The sequence below is a fragment of the Brevundimonas sp. genome, from assembly GCF_029945885.1.
Lineage (GTDB): Bacteria > Pseudomonadota > Alphaproteobacteria > Caulobacterales > Caulobacteraceae > Brevundimonas.
Genome location: NZ_JAQSDK010000026.1, coordinates 107624 through 123798, shown reverse-complemented (window position 1 = coordinate 123798; position 16175 = coordinate 107624). Strand labels below are relative to the sequence as shown.

The 16175-nt window shown below is 64.4% G+C and carries 12 protein-coding genes, 1 tRNA gene and 5 pseudogenes; 9 read left to right on the top strand and 9 right to left on the bottom strand.

Features of this window, described 5'->3' with window-relative positions; genetic code table 11:
- Positions 1–15: 15 nt before the first annotated feature.
- Together PSV00_RS10445 and PSV00_RS10440 are read right to left on the bottom strand one after the other, a co-directional pair.
- On the bottom strand, positions 16–1515 hold the full coding sequence (locus PSV00_RS10445; RefSeq protein WP_300446827.1) for an amidase: 1500 nt from the start codon (positions 1513–1515) through the stop codon (positions 16–18).
- Positions 1449–3782, bottom strand: coding sequence for a S9 family peptidase (locus PSV00_RS10440; protein WP_300446825.1), 2334 nt, complete (start codon positions 3780–3782; stop codon positions 1449–1451). Before PSV00_RS10440 ends, PSV00_RS10445 begins: the two co-directional genes overlap by 67 nt.
- 114 nt (positions 3783–3896) lie before the next feature.
- Between PSV00_RS10440 and PSV00_RS10435 the strand changes: the two genes are divergently transcribed.
- Together PSV00_RS10435 and PSV00_RS10430 are read left to right on the top strand one after the other, a co-directional pair.
- On the top strand, positions 3897–4724 hold the full coding sequence (locus tag PSV00_RS10435) for a ferredoxin--NADP reductase (protein ID WP_300446823.1): 828 nt from the start codon (positions 3897–3899) through the stop codon (positions 4722–4724).
- Positions 4696–5040: a chorismate mutase gene (locus PSV00_RS10430; protein ID WP_300446821.1), complete on the top strand. Its 345-nt coding sequence runs from the start codon at positions 4696–4698 to the stop codon at positions 5038–5040. The genes PSV00_RS10435 and PSV00_RS10430 overlap by 29 nt, the downstream gene beginning before the upstream one ends.
- On the opposite strand, the gene PSV00_RS10425 is transcribed toward PSV00_RS10430, so the two are convergent.
- Positions 5037–5390, bottom strand: a complete 354-nt coding sequence (locus PSV00_RS10425; protein WP_300446819.1) for an Hpt domain-containing protein — start codon at positions 5388–5390, stop codon at positions 5037–5039. The two genes, PSV00_RS10430 and PSV00_RS10425, sit on opposite strands and share 4 nt — an antisense overlap.
- Before the next feature lie 193 nt (positions 5391–5583).
- Here PSV00_RS10425 and PSV00_RS10420 point away from each other — a divergent pair.
- The 3 genes from PSV00_RS10420 to PSV00_RS10410 all read left to right on the top strand — a co-directional run bounded on the left by PSV00_RS10420 (position 5584) and on the right by PSV00_RS10410 (position 6991).
- Positions 5584–5659, top strand: a tRNA-Lys gene (locus PSV00_RS10420).
- A gap of 235 nt (positions 5660–5894) precedes the next feature.
- Positions 5895–6140: a DNA-binding protein gene (locus tag PSV00_RS10415; RefSeq protein ID WP_300446817.1), complete on the top strand. Its 246-nt coding sequence runs from the start codon at positions 5895–5897 to the stop codon at positions 6138–6140.
- Between the two features lie 215 nt (positions 6141–6355).
- Complete coding sequence (locus PSV00_RS10410) at positions 6356–6991, top strand: type IV secretory system conjugative DNA transfer family protein (RefSeq protein ID WP_300446816.1); 636 nt, start codon at positions 6356–6358, stop codon at positions 6989–6991.
- A 106-nt stretch (positions 6992–7097) separates the two neighbouring features.
- Here PSV00_RS10410 and PSV00_RS10405 read toward each other — a convergent pair.
- The 3 pseudogenes from PSV00_RS10405 to PSV00_RS10395 all read right to left on the bottom strand — a co-directional run.
- Positions 7098–7594: pseudogene (locus PSV00_RS10405) on the bottom strand (ATP-binding protein); the annotation flags it as partial.
- Positions 7591–8051: pseudogene (locus PSV00_RS10400) on the bottom strand (IS21 family transposase); the annotation flags it as partial. The pseudogenes PSV00_RS10405 and PSV00_RS10400, both read right to left, overlap by 4 nt.
- 117 nt (positions 8052–8168) lie before the next feature.
- Positions 8169–8588: pseudogene (locus tag PSV00_RS10395) on the bottom strand (IS110 family transposase); the annotation flags it as partial.
- Between PSV00_RS10395 and PSV00_RS10390 the strand changes: the two are divergent.
- Positions 8572–9524, top strand: a pseudogene (locus PSV00_RS10390) (IS5 family transposase). The pseudogenes PSV00_RS10395 and PSV00_RS10390 sit on opposite strands and share 17 nt — an antisense overlap.
- Here the strand turns inward: PSV00_RS10390 and PSV00_RS10385 are convergent.
- The 3 genes from PSV00_RS10385 to PSV00_RS10375 all read right to left on the bottom strand — a co-directional run bounded on the left by PSV00_RS10385 (position 9492) and on the right by PSV00_RS10375 (position 14129).
- Positions 9492–12008, bottom strand: a complete 2517-nt coding sequence (locus PSV00_RS10385) for a LuxR C-terminal-related transcriptional regulator (protein WP_300446814.1) — start codon at positions 12006–12008, stop codon at positions 9492–9494. The pseudogene PSV00_RS10390 and the gene PSV00_RS10385 sit on opposite strands and share 33 nt — an antisense overlap.
- Positions 12009–12378: 370 nt before the next feature.
- Positions 12379–12801: a DUF2147 domain-containing protein gene (locus PSV00_RS10380; RefSeq protein WP_300446812.1), complete on the bottom strand. Its 423-nt coding sequence runs from the start codon at positions 12799–12801 to the stop codon at positions 12379–12381.
- 98 nt (positions 12802–12899) lie between these two features.
- Positions 12900–14129, bottom strand: coding sequence for an FAD-dependent oxidoreductase (locus PSV00_RS10375; protein ID WP_300446914.1), 1230 nt, complete (start codon positions 14127–14129; stop codon positions 12900–12902).
- A gap of 227 nt (positions 14130–14356) precedes the next feature.
- Here PSV00_RS10375 and PSV00_RS10370 point away from each other — a divergent pair, with 227 nt between their 5' ends.
- From PSV00_RS10370 to PSV00_RS10360, 3 genes and pseudogenes are all read left to right on the top strand, one after another.
- Positions 14357–15565, top strand: coding sequence for an alkane 1-monooxygenase (locus PSV00_RS10370; protein ID WP_300446810.1), 1209 nt, complete (start codon positions 14357–14359; stop codon positions 15563–15565).
- 74 nt (positions 15566–15639) lie between these two features.
- Positions 15640–15870, top strand: a pseudogene (locus PSV00_RS15315) (rubredoxin); the annotation flags it as partial.
- Positions 15871–15936: 66 nt separating this feature from the next.
- Positions 15937–16113, top strand: coding sequence for a rubredoxin (locus tag PSV00_RS10360; RefSeq protein WP_300446913.1), 177 nt, complete (start codon positions 15937–15939; stop codon positions 16111–16113).
- The last annotated feature ends 62 nt before the right edge of the window (positions 16114–16175 follow it).

Genomic DNA, 16175 nt, shown 5'->3' with positions numbered 1-16175 from the left:
GGCTCCAGCCAAGGCCTACTGAGACGGCTCCGGCGCGCGCCGGGCATGGGTCGCCTGCTCATAGGCATGGCCCAGGGACAGGATGCGGGCGTCGTCCCATTGGCCGCCGATGAAGCTGATCCCGACCGGCATGCCCCGGTCAAACCCCATCGGTACGGTCAGATGCGGATAGCCGGCGACGGCCGCCAGCGAGCTGGACGAGCCCTGCGAGCGGTCATCATCCGTCGGATCATTGGTCCAGGCCCGCGACGTCGTCGGCGCGATCAGGGCCGCCACGCGGTTTTCGGCCATCATCCGGTCGATGCCTTCAGGTCCGGCCATACGCAGCGAACCGGCGCGGGCCTCGATATAGGCCGGGTCGTCCAGCCCCCGGGTGGCCTCGGCCAGCAGGAACAGTTCCTGGCCGAACAGCACCGTCTCGCGCGGCTCGGCGCCGTTGAAGGCGATCAGGTCGGCCAGGGTCCGGGTCGGCACCTGCCGCGGATCGGTCGAGGCCAGATAGGCGTTCAGATCGACCTTCAACTCGGTCATCAGCACCTGAAAGGCGGCGGTGCTGATCGCCCGCATATCCGGCCCCTCGGTGATCTCGACCAGTTCGGCCCCGGCATCGCGCAGCGCCTGCAGGTTCTGCTCGAACACCGCCCGGGTCTCGGCGGAATAGTTGGCCAGCAGGAAACGCATGACCCCGATCCGCGCGCCACGCAGACTCCCGGCGTCCAGGGCCGCGCGATAGTCGACCTTGCGCGCATCGGCCTCGACCGTGGCCGGATCCAGCGGGTCCGAGCCGGCGATGACCGTCATGATGATGGCCGCATCCGCGACCGTGGTGGTGATCGGCCCGGCGGTGTCCTGCGAATGGCTGATCGGAATGATGTGGGTGCGCGACACCAGGCCGACGGTCGGCTTGAACCCGACCACGCCATTGACCGAGGCCGGACAGACGATCGAGCCATTGGTCTCGGTGCCGATCGCCGCCGGGGCCAGGCCGATGGCCACCGCCACCGCACTGCCCGCCGACGAGCCGCATGGCGTCCGCGTCGGGTCATAGGGGTTCAGCGTCTGCCCCCCGACCGCGCTCCAGCCGCTGATCGAGTTCGACGACCGGATATTGGCCCATTCCGACAGATTGGTCTTGCCGAGGATGACCGCACCGGCCTCGCGCAGGCGCGCCACCAGCGGCGCGTCACGGCCGGGGGCGTTGCCCACCAATGCCAGCGAGCCGGCCGTGGTCGGCATGTCCGCCGTCTCGATGTTGTCCTTCAGCAGAATGGGCAGGCCCCGCGCCCCGTCCGCAGTCGTCCAAGCAACCGCGTCGGAGCCCGCGTTCCAGGCGATGACGCTGTTGCCCATCGCCGCATCGTGCCCGGCCAGGCTTGCGCCGTACAGGGGCGGATTGATGGACGGTGTGGCACAGGCGGAGATCAGGGAGGTGAGCAGCGCCGCCGCGATCAGTCCTGCGCGGCGGGGGCCCGTGACCCGATCGTGCGATCGAGGAAGTCCAGATAGGTGCGCCATTGTTGCAGTTGTCTTTCGTTGCCACGCACGCCGTGGCGTTGACCGGGATAGAGCATCATCTCGAACGGCTGGCTGTTGGCCTGCAGCGCATTGATCACCCGCGTTGAGTTCTCGAATATAACATTGTCGTCGGCCATGCCGTGCATCAGCAGCAGCCGCCCGGTCATGTTTTCCAGCCGCGGAATGGCGTCCGAAGCGGCATAGCCGGCGATGTTCAATTCCGGCGTCGACATGAAGCGTTCGGTATAGTGGGTGTCGTACAGGCTCCACTCGGTCGGCGGGGCCCCGGCGATGGCCGAGGTCAGCCCCATCGCGGGCTCGGTGATGGCCATCAGACTCATGAACCCGCCATAGGACCAGCCCATCATGGCGATACGCGAGTCGTCCACATAGGGAAGCGATCTCAGATAGTTGGCACCCAGAACCTGATCCTCTATCTCCGGCTGCCCCATCTTCAGATAGAGGGCCTGTTTGAAGGCCGCGGAGCGGTCGCCCTCGCCGCGGTTGTCGAGGCGGAACACGATATAGCCGGCCTCGGTCAACAGTTGATTGGTGGTGCCCTGCCAGGCCCGTTTGACCCCGCCGCCGGACGGACCGCCATAGACCTGCATGACCACCGGATACTGTTTCGACGGGTCGAACCCAGGCGGGGTTGTCATCTGCCAGACCAGCATCTCCCCATGACTGTCGAGGGCACCGAAGGCCGGCGTCTGACGCCGCGCGGCATAGGGCCAGAACGGATGATCCGCATCCAGCCGGTTCTCCTCGATCCAGCGCACGAAGGTCCCGTCGGCGCGGTAGAGACCCGACTGGGTCGGCGTGTCGAGATCCGAATAGTTGCCGACGAAGGCGGTGCCGGTCTTGTTCATCGAAACAGACCACCAGCCGCCGTCGGGGGTGACCGGCTGGAACCGGGTCGGTGCCTGGTCCAGCGAGCCCCGCCACAGGCGCTGGATCGTCGGCCGCTCGCCCTGGACGTCGCACATGGCCCCGCGACCGTCGAGGGTGGGGCAGAAGCTGTGCCCGCCCGTCACGCCCGGGGGTCGCTCGGCATAGCCGAACGACGCGGTGAAGAAGACCTCGCCGGTCTGCTGGTTGACGCCGTTCAGGCTCTTCACCGGCCACGGGCCGTAGGTGATCGGCCGGATCAGGGTCCCGTCGCGCTCATGGAGATACAGATGCTTCCAGCCGGTCGCTTCCGACGACCAGATGAAGCGGCCGTCGTCCAGCGCCCGGAAGTCGTGGTTCAGCGGCACCCAGGCGTCCGAGGTCTGCGTCAGGATCACCCGCGAGGCCCCCGTGGCCGGATCGACGCTCAGCAGGTCCAGCGTCTTCTGGTCGCGCGACTGGCGCTGGACATAGAGGGTGCGGCCGTCGACCGACCAGTCCACGCGGGCCAGATAGATGTCGCGGTTCTCGCCCAGATCGACCTGGGTCCGCCGTCCGCTCTCGCGGTCATGGACGAACAGTTCGACCACGGCATTGGGGCGGCCGGCGCGCGGATAGCGCTGCTCGACCACCGTCGCCCCGCCGCCGGTGATGTCGAGACGCGGGATCACATCGACCGTACTCTCGTCGGTGCGTTGCAGGGCGATGTAGCGTTCGTCCGGGCTCCACCAGTAGCCGGTGTCGCGATCCATCTCCTCCTGGGCGATGAACTCGGCCGTGGCCCAGGTGATCAGGCCGTCACCGTCCGTCGTCACCTCGGTCTCGCTGCCGGCCGACAGGTCATAGACGACCAGGTCCTGATCGCGGACAAAGGAGACATAATTGCCCCTGGGCGAGACCTTGGCGTCGATCTCGTCGGCGGCCGTCTCGGTCAGCCGACGCACCGTCCCGTCGGACCGGCTGGCCAGGAAGACGTCGCCTTCCAGCGGGGCCAGGATGTAGCGGCCCTGCTGGTCCCACGAATATTCGACCACGCCGCGCTGGCTGATGCGCATCCGCTCGCGCCGCGCCTTCTCGGCCTCGGACAGTTCGCCGGCGTCGGGGACCAGGGCCCGGGCGTCGATCAGCTTGAACGGCTCGCCCTCGCCGGTCGGCGCGGCCCACAGGTCCAGCACATCGACGTCATCCTCGCGCGAGCGCAGGAAGGCGACCAGCTCCCCGTCCGGCGACAGGCTGACCCCGCGCGCGACCGGCCCCGACAGCGACGGATTGGCGAACACCCGTTCCGGGGTCAGGATTTCGGTCCCGCCCGCCGGTGTCTGTGCGGCGGCCGATCCGGCGGCGAGAAGGATGGTGGAGGCGAGAAGGAGTGTGCGCATGGTCGTGACGCTAGCCGGGCTTTACGCGACCGTCACCCGGATTCGGTGCGACGTCCGGTCCCGATTGCGCGCCCTGCCTTTTCCTCGCCCGTCCAACCGCCTAGTTAGGGCGCAATGACCGACACCGCCGTCTCTCCCGCCCCCGCCAGGGCCTCCGCCTTCCATGAGCTGAAGGTCCTGTGGGTGCGCCACTGGACCGATCAGCTGTTCAGCTTCGCCCTTGAGCGGCCCGACGATTTCCGTTTCCGCTCGGGCGAGTTCGTGATGATCGGCCTGCCGGGCGAGGCCAAGGATGGCGTGTCGGGCAAGCCGGTGCTGCGCGCCTATTCGATCGCCGGGCCGACCTGGGCCGAGGAGCTCGAGTTCTTCTCGATCAAGGTGCCCGACGGCCCCCTGACCTCACGCCTGCAGAGGATCCAGGCCGGCGACACCGTGCTGATGGGCAGGAAGCCGACCGGAACCCTGGTGCTGGACGCCCTGACCGGCGGCGAGCGGCTGTTCCTGATCGGTACCGGCACCGGCCTGGCCCCGTGGCTGGCCGTGGCCCGCGATCCCGAGACGTATCAACGTTTCGGCCAGGTGGTGGTCTGCCACACGGTGCGCAGCGTCGCCGACCTGGCCTATCGCGACTTTCTCACCACCGGCATCCACGACGACCCCCTGGTCGGCGACGAGGCGCGTGAGCGGCTGGTCTATTATCCGACCGTGACGCGCGAGCCGTTCGAGACCCCCGGCCGGATCACCGACCGCATCGCCTCGGGGGCCCTTTTCGCCGACCTCGGCCTGCCGCCCGGCTTCTCGCCCGGGCGCGACCGCGTGATGCTGTGCGGCTCGATGGCCATGATCAAGGAAGCCGCCGCCCTGCTGGAAACCTTTGGCCTGAAAGAAGGCTCGAACGCCGAACCGGGCGACTATGTGCTGGAGCGCGCCTTTGTCGGATAGCGTCACGATCGATCCGCGCACCGCGCCGGAAGCCTGCGCCTCCATGGCCGAGGTCCGTCAGGGCGTCGACGCGCTCGATCGCGCCCTCGTCACCCTGCTGGCCGAACGCCAGCGCTATATGCACGCCGCCGCCCGCATCAAGCCCAGCCGTGACGTGGTCCATGACGACGCCCGCATCGAGGATGTGGTGGCCAAGGTCCTGACCGAGGCCGGCCGCTCAGGCCTGTCGCCGGCCATAGCCGAACCGGTCTGGCGCACCCTGATCGACCGCTGCATCGCCCATGAACTGGGCGTCTGGGACCGGACCCGGACCTAACCTTTCAGCGACCGCAGCATCAATTCGTGCCGGTATGCCGCCACATCGGCCAGGGCCACGTCCAGGGCATCGCGGACCCGGTTCAGCAAGGGCGGAGCCCCGGCCTTCTCCGAGGCCTCGGCCATCGCGCAGGCCTCGGCCAGGGCCCCGGCCCCGATCCCGGCCGCCGCGCCCCGGATCGTATGCACCCCGTCACGCCAGCCGTCCTCGCGCACGTCCAGCATCGGCGACCACATCGACGCCTGCTGGGTGAACAACCCCAGCACCTCCTCGCTGATGCCGTCGTCACCACCGGTCATGCGTTCCAGCACCCCGAAATCGACCGCCCCTGACAGATCGCGCCTCGCCATAACCGCCGCCTCCACGGGCACCCGACAGGGTCCCTGATTCCCGAACCGAGGGTAGGCCGACGCGCGTTCAGGAGAAATCCATACTTGCACTGTAGGTGTCTAACCCTTAGTACGGCCGCCCTCCGTCCGGACCTGTCCAGACACTTCCGGCGGCAACAGAACGCCCCTTCCATGGGCGTCTGACGATTGGTTCGGGTGATTAGCTCAGTTGGTAGAGCAGCTGACTCTTAATCAGCGGGTCGTAGGTTCGAACCCTACATCACCCACCATCGTCCCGCTTTAAAATCAATAAGTTAGTAGCGCGGTAGAGCACGCTTCCGTTCTAGCTTGGCCGTTTAGAACGGTATTTAGAACGGTGCATTCGGCGGCGTTTTTGTACCGCAATCCGCCGGTGACTTCTTCGTGAACAAGCGACCCGACCCGTCACTTCGCGGTGCGAGCCAACCGGGTCGCCCGGACGGTCGGCTGGGAGGATGATCGGCCAAACGGAGACGGAGGTTCGCTGTGAGCGGACGTGTTGGTCAGCGGTTTCTACGGACCCCACAGGCAGGGGAATATCTCGGCCTCTCAAGTCGAACCCTCGAGAAACACAGAACCTATGGGACCGGACCTGTGTACCGAAAGCTCGGCGGGCGAGTGGTGTACGACTTGGATGATCTCTGCACTTGGGCCGACAGAGGGCTCCGCGCATCAACCTCAGATCCGAACTCGGGTACACACCCCGCCTCCCCCCGCTCCTACCCCCCGTAGCGACTCGCTGATCCACGATACGCTGTATGTGATCAGAGGCGGCGGGTTCCGGGAACGATAGGAGCCGGGGGGGCGCGACAGCGTCGACGGCGATCGGCGGCGAAACGCCGGGCTTCATCGCAGAAGTTCCTAGCCCGCCCCCTTCTCAAGCCGGATCGATCAGTCCGTCGCGGACGGCGGCCGCGACCGCTTCTATCCGAGTGCGCATCCGCAATTTGGCGCAGACCTTCTCAAGATATCTCGGAGCAACGCCGGACAATATGCTGCGTGTCGCGCCCCTCTATGGGCTGCTGTTCCAGCAACTCGTCGATCTGAGCAGCCGAACCCTCCCCGGTCCGTCGGATCGGCTCGTGCTGGTTCTGCTGGACGAGTTCGCGCGACTGGGCCCGGCCCCTGTCCTGGCCCACGCCTTCGCCTGGGCCGCGGGCTACGGCCTGCGGCTGCTGCCGGTGATCCAGAGCCCTGCCCAGCTCCGCGCGCTCTACGGTCCCGGTGTCACCGAAGAGATTCTGACCAACTGCGGCCTCGAAGTCGTCTTCGCGCCAAAGGAGTTGAAGGTCGGCCAGGACCTCAGCGAACGGCTCGGCTATTACACCTATCGCGCTCGCAGCCGCAGTCGGCCGAGCGGTCTCGCCGCAGGGCGGCGCAGCCTGACGGACTCGGACCAGCGCCGCGCCCTGACGCTGCCGCAAGAGCTGATGCAGCCGCCCGCTGACAGGCTCATCGTGCTGAAGGCCGGGCTGCCGCCTGGCTGGGCCCGCAAGATCGTCTACTACCGTGATCGGGCGTTCGTGTGTCAATCGGCGTCTAAAAGGCCCCCCTATCGGCGTGCAATAGGGACCCCCTTGTGAGGTTGGGCATGAACGTCACAAGCGCCCCTCTTGCGAGGGTTGGGGCGTAGGGAGGGCGTAGCCCGACCCGAGGCTCAACCCTCGCTTGGCGTTCATTCTGGCGGGGTCAGCTGCGGTGTTTGAAGCGCCAGCTGTCGTTGCCGGTCTCGACGATGTCGCAGTGGTGGGTGATGCGATCGAGCAGCGCCGTGGTCATCTTGGGATCGCCGAACACGGTCGGCCATTCGCCGAAGGCGAGGTTGGTCGTGTCGACCACCAAGGTCCGCTCGTAGAGCTTGCTGATCAGGTGGAACAGCAGCTGTCCGCCCGAGCGGGCGAACGGCAGGTAGCCGAGCTCGTCGAGGACGACACGTCGAGCCGGCAGAGGTAGGCGGCCAGCGCACCGGCCTTGCCGAGGCGGGTCTCCTCCTTGAGGCGGTTTACCAGGTCGACGGTGTTGACGTAGCGGCCACGCGCCCCGGCGCGCACGACGTTGGAGATGATGGCGGTGGCCAGGTGGGTCTTGCCCGTGCCCGTGCCGCCGACCAGCACGATGTTGCGCCGGTTCGCCAGGAAGGCGCCGCTGTGAAGCGAGCGCACCAGCCCCTCGTTGACCGGCGTGCCACCTTCACCCGCATCGGCTTGCCAGCGATCTCCACGTCCTCGTGGCTCCATTCGACTAGTAGGCCCCGCCCGGCTGGAACATCAGCGGGATGAACGACAGTGCATCCGCCACGCCCCGGCGTCGCTTCAGCCGCCAGCCCGCCGCTTAGCGCCGGACCGCGTTGTACGATCCGTCGAACCCCTCGCGCAGCAGCAGGTCATGAACCCGCGTCATCCACAGCTTCTCGCGCCGCGGGCGCGCCTCGTCCTCTTCCAGCAGTTCATCGAGCCTGACCTGGAACGGCGCCAGCCTCGGCAACGGCTGCACCGCCCGCCGATAGGCGAACTCCGCATCCGGCTCCCGGATCGCCTTGCGCACCACCTTGCGCGACAATCGAAGGTCACGCGCGATCGCCTTGATCGCCTTCCCTGACGCAAACTCGCGCCGGATCTTCAACACCGTCTCCAACACCAACATCCCGAACTCGCCGCCTGACATCCGCCAAGCCACCACCGTTAGACATCAGGAATGAGGGGTCCTTATTCGACGCCGATCACACAGCTAACGGGGTCCCTTTTCCACGCCGATCCACACGCGCAGGGCATTGGCGAGCATGGTGCGCTGGCGCACGAGCAGGGATCTGGCGCGATGGGTCATGAGGATGCCCTGTTGCTCCACCGTCTTGACCGGCACGAACCGCATCGTCGGCCGCTGGACAGCTTCGCAGATCGCTTCGGCATCCAGCGCGTCGTTCTTGCCGCGCTGGACATAGGCCTTCACGTAGGACGGCGGGATCAGGCGAACCTCGTGCCCCATCGCGGCGAGCGTACGCGCCCAATAGTGCGCCGTGCCGCACGCCTCTACCCCGATCAGGCAGGGTGACAGCTTCGAGAAAAACGGCAGCATCTGCTTACGGTGCAGCCGCTTCACGAGCATCGTGGCGCCGTTCTCATCGACGCCGTGCGCCTGAAACACGCTCTTCGCCAGATCCAATCCAATGGTCGTGATCGTCATCGTAAACGCTCCTCTTCCTGCTTTGGGGACGGGTCGGCATCATAGCTCCGTCCGGTCAGTGCAGGGGCGTCCTCATCATCAAGGCTGTTCTTTGCGGAGAGCAGCGTTGGTTCGTGGTTTGATGTCGGATGCGGAGTGGGCGTTCTTTGAGCCTTTCGTGGTCGAGACGGGGCCAAGGCGGGGGCGGCGGCCTCGTGACCATCGCCGGGTGCTGGACGGGGTGTTGTGGATCGCCCGGACGGGGACTGCATGGCGTGATCTTCACAGCCATTTCGGGACATGGAACTCGGTCTATCGACAGTTCCGGCGCTGGACGCAGGCGGGAATCCGGGACGTCATGCTGGAGGCACTGAACGAGACCGGCGAAGGTCACGCCTGCGTCCAGATGATAGATTCCACCATCATTCGCGCCCATCAGCACGCCGCCGGCGCGCTAAAAAAAGGGATCAGGACCAGGGTCTTGGCCGCTCGCGCGGCGGCTTCTCGACCAAGATCCATCTCCGCAGCAACGCTCTGGGCCTCCCTGTCGCGGTCACGCTGAGCGGCGGGCAGGTCTCCGATGTGAAGGGCTATGCCCCGGTCATGGACCAGACCGGTCCCCAGCCCCGTGTCCTGCTCGCAGACAAGGGATACGACGCCGACTTCATCCTTGCCGACCTGGCGGCCCGAGGCGTCGCCGCCGTCATCCCCGCCAAACGAAACCGAAAGGTCCAGCCCGTCATCGACGGCCACATCTACGGACTGCGAAACCTCGTCGAGCGCTGCTTCTCAAAGCTAAAAACAGCCGACGACTGGCAACCCGATACGACAAGACCGCCGAAAGCTTCCTCGGCTTCGTCCTCGACGCATCCATCCGACTGCGGATCAGACACTTTGTCCACGCCACCTACAATAATATTATGTTCACCGCAGGATGCCGATCTGTTCAGCCTTTAGAAGCGCTTGAACCCTGTTCTTGACTTTCAGCTTCGAAAATATATTCCTAATGTGCCATTTTACAGTGTCTTCGCTTATGCGATGAATGATCGCGATCTCCCGGTTCGAGAGACCTTCTCGTATTCTTTGAAGCATTGCCAGTTCTTTTCTTGTGAGAACAATAGAAGTCTCGCCGCTTGGCGAACGAACGTTACGGTCGCCCGGCCTGGGCTCGCGGCAACCTACTAATTCCGACTCGGTCGGAATTAGGTTCAACAGCGGCGTCGAGATCGATCCAAACGCCTCCAGGTGCCACCGCTCATCGAGGAGTGTGCGGTAACACCCAAGTCGGCGCGCAATAGCGATTGCATCGACTGCGCGTTGTTCGGAGAGGGCGGCCCTTCCTGTTCCCGCACAAGCAACGGCGGTGCACAGTAGGGCTGCAATTTCGAGTCTGCCTAATTCTGATCCGCGCGCATGGTTTAAAGCGACGTTCGCAAGGCGGTTGGAAAGATGAAACTTCCCCTGTCGAGCCGCAATGCGAGCTTCGGTCAACGTTTGTCGCGCGCGCAGATACGGACCGTGAGACGTGAGAAAGATAGGGTCGCTGCGGTTCGGTAAAATGGCGGTCGCCTGTTCCGCTCTCTCCACAACGATTAGATCCGCGAGCGCCAATCGCGCGAGGACATCAAGCCGCGAGAAGTCGAATTTTTCCGCTATAGCTCGCACATCCTGGAGAAGACCGACTGCACTTTCGAAATCACCATTCTTGCGGGCGATGGCCGCGGCGGTTCGATAAGCTGAAAACGTAAAATCAACAATGCCGTGCTGTCGCACGAAACCGAGAACCTCATCGACGCGCGTTTCGATGCCGTCCAGTTGGTTTGCTTCGTATTGGAGCTCTAACTCTAGCGTGTTCAAGAGGTTTACAGAGAACGGCGTACGACTGACCTGAGCATTTTCGTCTGCATGGGCTATCTTGAGAAGATCAGCACCGATGTGAATTTCACCTTTGGAAAGATGCGAGAAAATTGTAGCGCTATAAAGCCAACCCAACGCATAGCGATGATCGGCGATTCTGTTTACAGACATTGCTTCTACACTCAACCTCCGTTGATCATCGAATCGGTGTTCGCTGGCCGCAATGAAGCAAAGACATGTGAGGATGGCGCCTTTGCAGACGAGATCCGCGTCGCCATAGAGTTTCATCCAAGCTTCACACTGACGCCGACTTTCTGTCGGATTGTCGCCGGTCGCCTCGCCAATGGCGGCGATGAGATCGCACCAGCGCTCCATTTGGCGGCGGGTTTGTTGATCAAGATCGCCAAGGTCAACGGCACGCAAATCGGCCAACAGGCCGCCCGCCCGCTGGTGGTCGTGACTAAAAATCTGGGCCCAGGCCAGGCCGAGAGCGATTGTCGGAGCGCCAGAAACGACAGCAGCGGAAAAACCGCCTTGCCATAATTGGATTTGATCTATCTCGCCCTGTCGCAGCGCAATATCCATCATGTTCTCGGATGCGATCTCAGCGGCCGATTCCTTCTCGCCCGCGCGCAAGGAAAGGCTGATGCTCTCGCGATCATTGCTGTTTTGTCTTTGCCACTGGGCGGCGCGGGCGAACAGGTTCGGCTCCGAGCCGCGATGCCCTATCGAGAATCTGTGCTCGAGAAATTCGCGAAGCAACGGGTGGAATTCATACGCCGTCTGTGATCGGTCCAGCGGTCGCAAAACCATCTGCTCGACGGAAAGCTTGTCGATATAGTAAGCCCCATCGTTCCGGCTGAACACATGGTTGAAATAGTCTGCCGATACCGATCCAAGAATTGATGCGCAAACACAGAACTCAAGGACGTCATCGGCGAGTGAGTTCAGTATTATGTGCCGGAAATATTTGTCCAGATCAATGTCGCTGCCTGTGACACGGTCCGCTACAAGGCGGTCGGGCGAGGATCGGCTTTCTGATGCCGCTCGCATCAAGAGGCAAAAGATTTCAGGCCAGCCTTGGGCGCGCTTCCAGAGCGAATGAATTTCAGCTTCCGAGACGACTGGCCTTTCCCAACCGCACGCGACCGCTTTTGCTTCGTCGAGCGAGAAGGCAAGCGCATCGCCCCTCAACTCCTGGATTTCTTGTCGGGCTTTCATGCGCGCAAAGCCGGTGTCTGACGAGGTCGCCGCGATGAATTCCACTTCGTCCGGCGCCGCCAGCATAAAATCCTCGATCTGGTCTATCGAATGCAGATCAAACTCGAGATCGTCGAAACAGATGAGAACCTTTGATGCCCATCTATCTTTGGTCCCCCAGAGCCGATCGGCGAGTTCATCCAGGCTGGAGGGCCGGTTCCGGGCAGGGACCGGCGGCGCGCCCCGACCGACGGCGTCGCGGGTCGGGGAAAGTTGCTCGCCGATGCGTTCCGCGGCGATCCGCAGATCGCCGCGGCATTCCTTGATGGAAACCCAGGCCGCCGCCCTGTGGACGCGACGATGGTCCAGCCAGCATTGGGCCATGGCCACGCTCTTGCCGTAGCCCCTCGGGGCGCGCAGCAGACGGCAACGCGTCGTCTCGTGTCCGGCGGCGAAAAGGCGAGGACGCGCGAGACATCCCGAGACGAGAGGCGCGAGCCTGTCCTCGACCGATCCCGCGGGCGACGCGCCCCGGCGAGGGCCAGGGTCGCTCGCCGGGGGCCTCGCCCCGGCTCCGGACGGATGGGCTATCTTGTCGTCATCCATGCCATCGCCCCCGGCCTTCGCGGACGCCTGTCCGCCTTCGCGTGTCTCGACAAGGCCGCGCCACGATCGCCGGCCTTTCCGACGCAATTCAACCCCCCGCCCCAAACAGGGGCGGGGAGGTCGTGCGCGGCGCGCGCGACGGCCCGGATCAGCGCAGCCGGGTCCAGGTCTGGCTGCGGCAGAGAGGGGCCACGACGCAGCCGCGCAGGCGCAAGGTGTTGTCGCCGTCCATCGTGATCGTGCCGCGATAGATGCGGCCATCCTCCGGATTGTAGATCGAGCCCCCGCTCCATTCGGTCCCGCCGCCGGTGAAGCCGCTGAGCATCGGCAGGTTGCGCAGGGCGCGGCCGCGCAGGGAGGCGTCGCGGTTGCGCGCATCGCGCAGATCCGGATCGGCGCGAAGGCTGTTCGAGGTCGCCAGCGTGCCGCACAGGGCCGGGCCGCAGCGGCCGATGCGCACCTGGCTGCCGTTGGTCGGCGTCTGCCACAGGCCGGTGGGATCGCCGGCCATGGCCGGGGAGGCGAGCGCGCCGGCCAGGAGGGCTGCGGCGAGGATCAGCTTGGTCTTCATGGTCGTTTCCTCATTGGTTATCGTTGGAACGTTCAGGCGATTTGTAACACCCGAACATTTTCGGAAGTCGTGGTTCCGGCGTCCCACCCGGCGCCGGATCAGGCGGTTAACTCCTTCATGGTTGTCGCCGGGTCTGCGAGCTTTTCGACATCGACGGCCTTTCGACTGGCGATCAGTTGTCTGCCGATCACGAATTCCTGCGGCGAGTTGACCGCCTCGACGGATTGAAGCCGGTCGCCCTTCAGATGGAACACGGCGAATCGGGCGGTGTCGGGATCGCCGCGAAGAAGGACGCGATCGACGTCGAAGGCGTAGCCGGCGATCTGCAGCTTCAGATCGTACTGGTCCGACCACTGCCATGGCGCTTCGCCCGGCGGGGGTGCGCGGCCGACGATGGCGCCGGCCGCCTGTTTGGCCTGTTCGATCGCGTTGGGCACGCTCTCCATGCGAAACATGCGATCATAGATAGGCATCGGTCGGCGGGCCACGTCGCCGATGGCGAAGATGGCCGGATCGGCGGTGCGGGCTTCCAGATCGACGATGACGCCCCCGGCGGTGTCCAGCCCCGCTTCGCGCGCAATCTCATCATTGGGCGTGGCGCCGATACCGACCAGGGCGGCGTCGCAGGCGATCGTGCGGCCGTCGTCGAGCTTGACGCCGGTGACGTGTCCGTCCCGCCCCTCGAAGCCGGTCACCGTCGCCCCCAACTCGAAGCTGACGCCCCGCTTCCTGTGATAGTCGAGGAAGAAGGTGGAAAGCTCCGGGCCGGCGACCCGGGCGAGCAGCCGCGCCTCGCGTTCGATCACCACCACCTCCGCGCCGAGCGCGCGCGCCGACGCCGCGACTTCCAGACCGATATAGCCGCCGCCGATAACGGCCAAGCGTTGGCCATACCGAATGACCGCCCTGAGCCGTTCGGCGTCCGCGACCGTGCGCAACTCCAGCACCCCGGCGAGGTTCGAACCCGCTACCGGCAGTTTGACCGGCCGCGCGCCCGTGGCGATGATCAGGAAGTTGTAGGTCAGAATTTCGCCCGTCGACAGCGTCACCGTCTTGGCCCGGCGCGCCAGCTTTTCCGCGCGAACGCCGGGCCGGAAGTCGATGCCGTGCCCGGCGTAGAACTCCGCCGGCTTCAAGGGGAGCGACACGGCGCCGGGGCCGTTCCTGAGCCAGGCCTTGGACAGCGGCGGGCGATGATAGGGCGCGATGGGCTCCTCGCCCACGAGGGTGATGGGTCCTTCAAATCCATACTGGCGAAGCAGGGCGGCGGCCGTTCCCCCGGCGTGGCCTGCGCCCAGGATCAACACATGTGGATCCGATCGGCTCATAGAAGTCCTTCTCCAAAGCCGGAAGCACCGTTTGTTCGGAGCCCCGGCGCGACCTGCGGATGGCCATCCGCAGCAGATAAATGCCAACGACCCGAAAAAAAACCCCACTTTAGTGGGGTTGTTTCGCGAGCTTGAGGGATCGAAATGGTCACCTTCGGCCAATAGCGCCAACGCCAAAATACTTAGAACACAGTGAATGTGTCTTCCTTAGGAGAGGTGAACGCCAGATGAGCACCATCGCTAGAATTTTGCCCGCTGATGACGCGGCAGATCGCTATGTGGACAGAAAACGCTATCTGTGGATGTTGTCGGTCGTCTGGCCGGCGGCGCCATTGATCGGCCTTTACCTTGTCAGCTTGACAGGATGGGGCATCTTTTACGCCTTCACGCTGGTCGTCTGGTATGGCGTTATTCCGGCCTTGGATGTCATGTTCGGAAACGATCCGAATAATCCTCCGGAAGCGGCGGTGGCCCGTCTTGAGGCGGACCGATACTACAGAATTCTGACCTATCTTACCGTCCCTGTGCATTACGCCTCCCTCATCGTCTCGGCATGGTGGGTGGCGACCCAGCCGATGGCCTGGTGGGAGGTCGTGATGCTCGCCCTTTCCTTGGGCATAGTCAACGGCTTGGCGCTGAACACCGGCCATGAACTGGGCCACAAGAAGGCCGCCTTCGAGCGCTGGATGGCCAAGATCGTTCTGGCCGTGGTCGGCTATGGCCATTTCTTCATCGAGCACAATAAGGGTCACCATCGCGACGTAGCGACCCCGGAGGATCCCGCCACATCCCGGATGGGCGAGGGTATCTACAAATTTTCGCTGCGCGAAATCCCGGGCGCCTTCAAACGCGCGTGGAATCTGGAAAAGGTGCGGCTGGAGCGCGCGGGCAAGGGCGTCTGGAGCCTGGACAACGAAATCATCCAGCCGCTGTTGATTACCGTGGTTCTCTACGCCTCCCTGTTACTGGCGTTAGGACCCGACCCGAAGCTGCTGGTGTTTTTGCCCATCCAGATCGCCTTCGGATGGTGGCAGCTGACCAGCGCGAATTACATCGAACACTATGGGCTGCTGCGCGAGAAAATGGCGGACGGACGTTATGAACGCGCCCAGCCCCGGCATTCCTGGAACAGCAATCATATCGCCTCGAATCTGATCCTGTTTCATCTTCAAAGGCATTCCGATCACCACGCCCACCCGACCCGCAGATACCAGTCTCTCCGGGATTTCCCCAACCTGCCCGTGTTGCCGGCCGGCTATCCCGGCATGTTCTTCATGGCGATGATCCCGCCCGTGTTCCGGTCTGTGATGGACCGCCGCGTGGTGGAGTGGGCCGGCGGCGATCTTGCCAAGATCCAGATTGATCCGGCGCGCAGGAAACAGATCATCCGCAAGTTTGGCGCATCGCGCCAATCTGCTCGGATTGCTGCCGAGTAACCGTCGGTCCGAGTTGGCGATCCGAGGAGGCGTGTGTGCCTCCTCGGAGAACCGCCGACAGGCCTGGCGGCGAGATGGTCTCCAGCCCAGGAACCCGGGCGATGGCGTCATCGTCGGCGACCGCCCTCTCGGGGGTGTTTTCACAACCCATGTCTATGAAAGAAAGCGGCGTCATGGCGCGGTACCAATGTCCCGATTGCAGCTACGTCTACGATGAAGAAAAGGGGGAGGCCCACGAGGGCTTCCCGCCCAATACGTCGTGGGCGCAAATTCCCGCGGATTGGGCCTGCCCCGATTGTGCGGTGCGCGACAAACCCGATTTCATTCCCTTGGGCCCGGGCGGCCAGGGGCCGGAACCGTCTGTGGCCGGCGTGGAAACCGAGCCATTCGCGAAATGGCACTGCGTGACCTGCGGCCACATCTACGACGAGGCCCTCGGTGATCCCGACACGGGCGTGGCGCCCGGCACCCGTTGGGCGGACGTCCCTGACGACTGGTACTGCCCGGACTGCGGCGCGACCAAGGAAGCGTATGAACCTTATGGGTGATCCATTCGAGCGGACGATCGTCTTCCGGCTCGGCAATCTGGCGAATTCCTTGGGGAGGGCCG

Bases quoted from the DNA above. Each gene is read 5' to 3' on its own strand.
- PSV00_RS10445 (WP_300446827.1), bottom strand. From the start codon at position 1,515: ATGGCGCACCTATCTGGACTTCCTCGATCGCACGATCGGGTCACGGGC.
- PSV00_RS10440 (WP_300446825.1), bottom strand. From the start codon at position 3,782: ATGCGCACACTCCTTCTCGCCTCCACCATCCTTCTCGCCGCCGGATCG.
- PSV00_RS10435 (WP_300446823.1), top strand. From the start codon at position 3,897: ATGACCGACACCGCCGTCTCTCCCGCCCCCGCCAGGGCCTCCGCCTTC.
- PSV00_RS10430 (WP_300446821.1), top strand. From the start codon at position 4,696: ATGTGCTGGAGCGCGCCTTTGTCGGATAGCGTCACGATCGATCCGCGC.
- PSV00_RS10425 (WP_300446819.1), bottom strand. From the start codon at position 5,390: ATGGCGAGGCGCGATCTGTCAGGGGCGGTCGATTTCGGGGTGCTGGAA.
- PSV00_RS10385 (WP_300446814.1), bottom strand. From the start codon at position 12,008: ATGGCCCAATGCTGGCTGGACCATCGTCGCGTCCACAGGGCGGCGGCC.
- PSV00_RS10380 (WP_300446812.1), bottom strand. From the start codon at position 12,801: ATGAAGACCAAGCTGATCCTCGCCGCAGCCCTCCTGGCCGGCGCGCTC.
- PSV00_RS10375 (WP_300446914.1), bottom strand. From the start codon at position 14,129: ATGAGCCGATCGGATCCACATGTGTTGATCCTGGGCGCAGGCCACGCC.
- PSV00_RS10370 (WP_300446810.1), top strand. From the start codon at position 14,357: ATGAGCACCATCGCTAGAATTTTGCCCGCTGATGACGCGGCAGATCGC.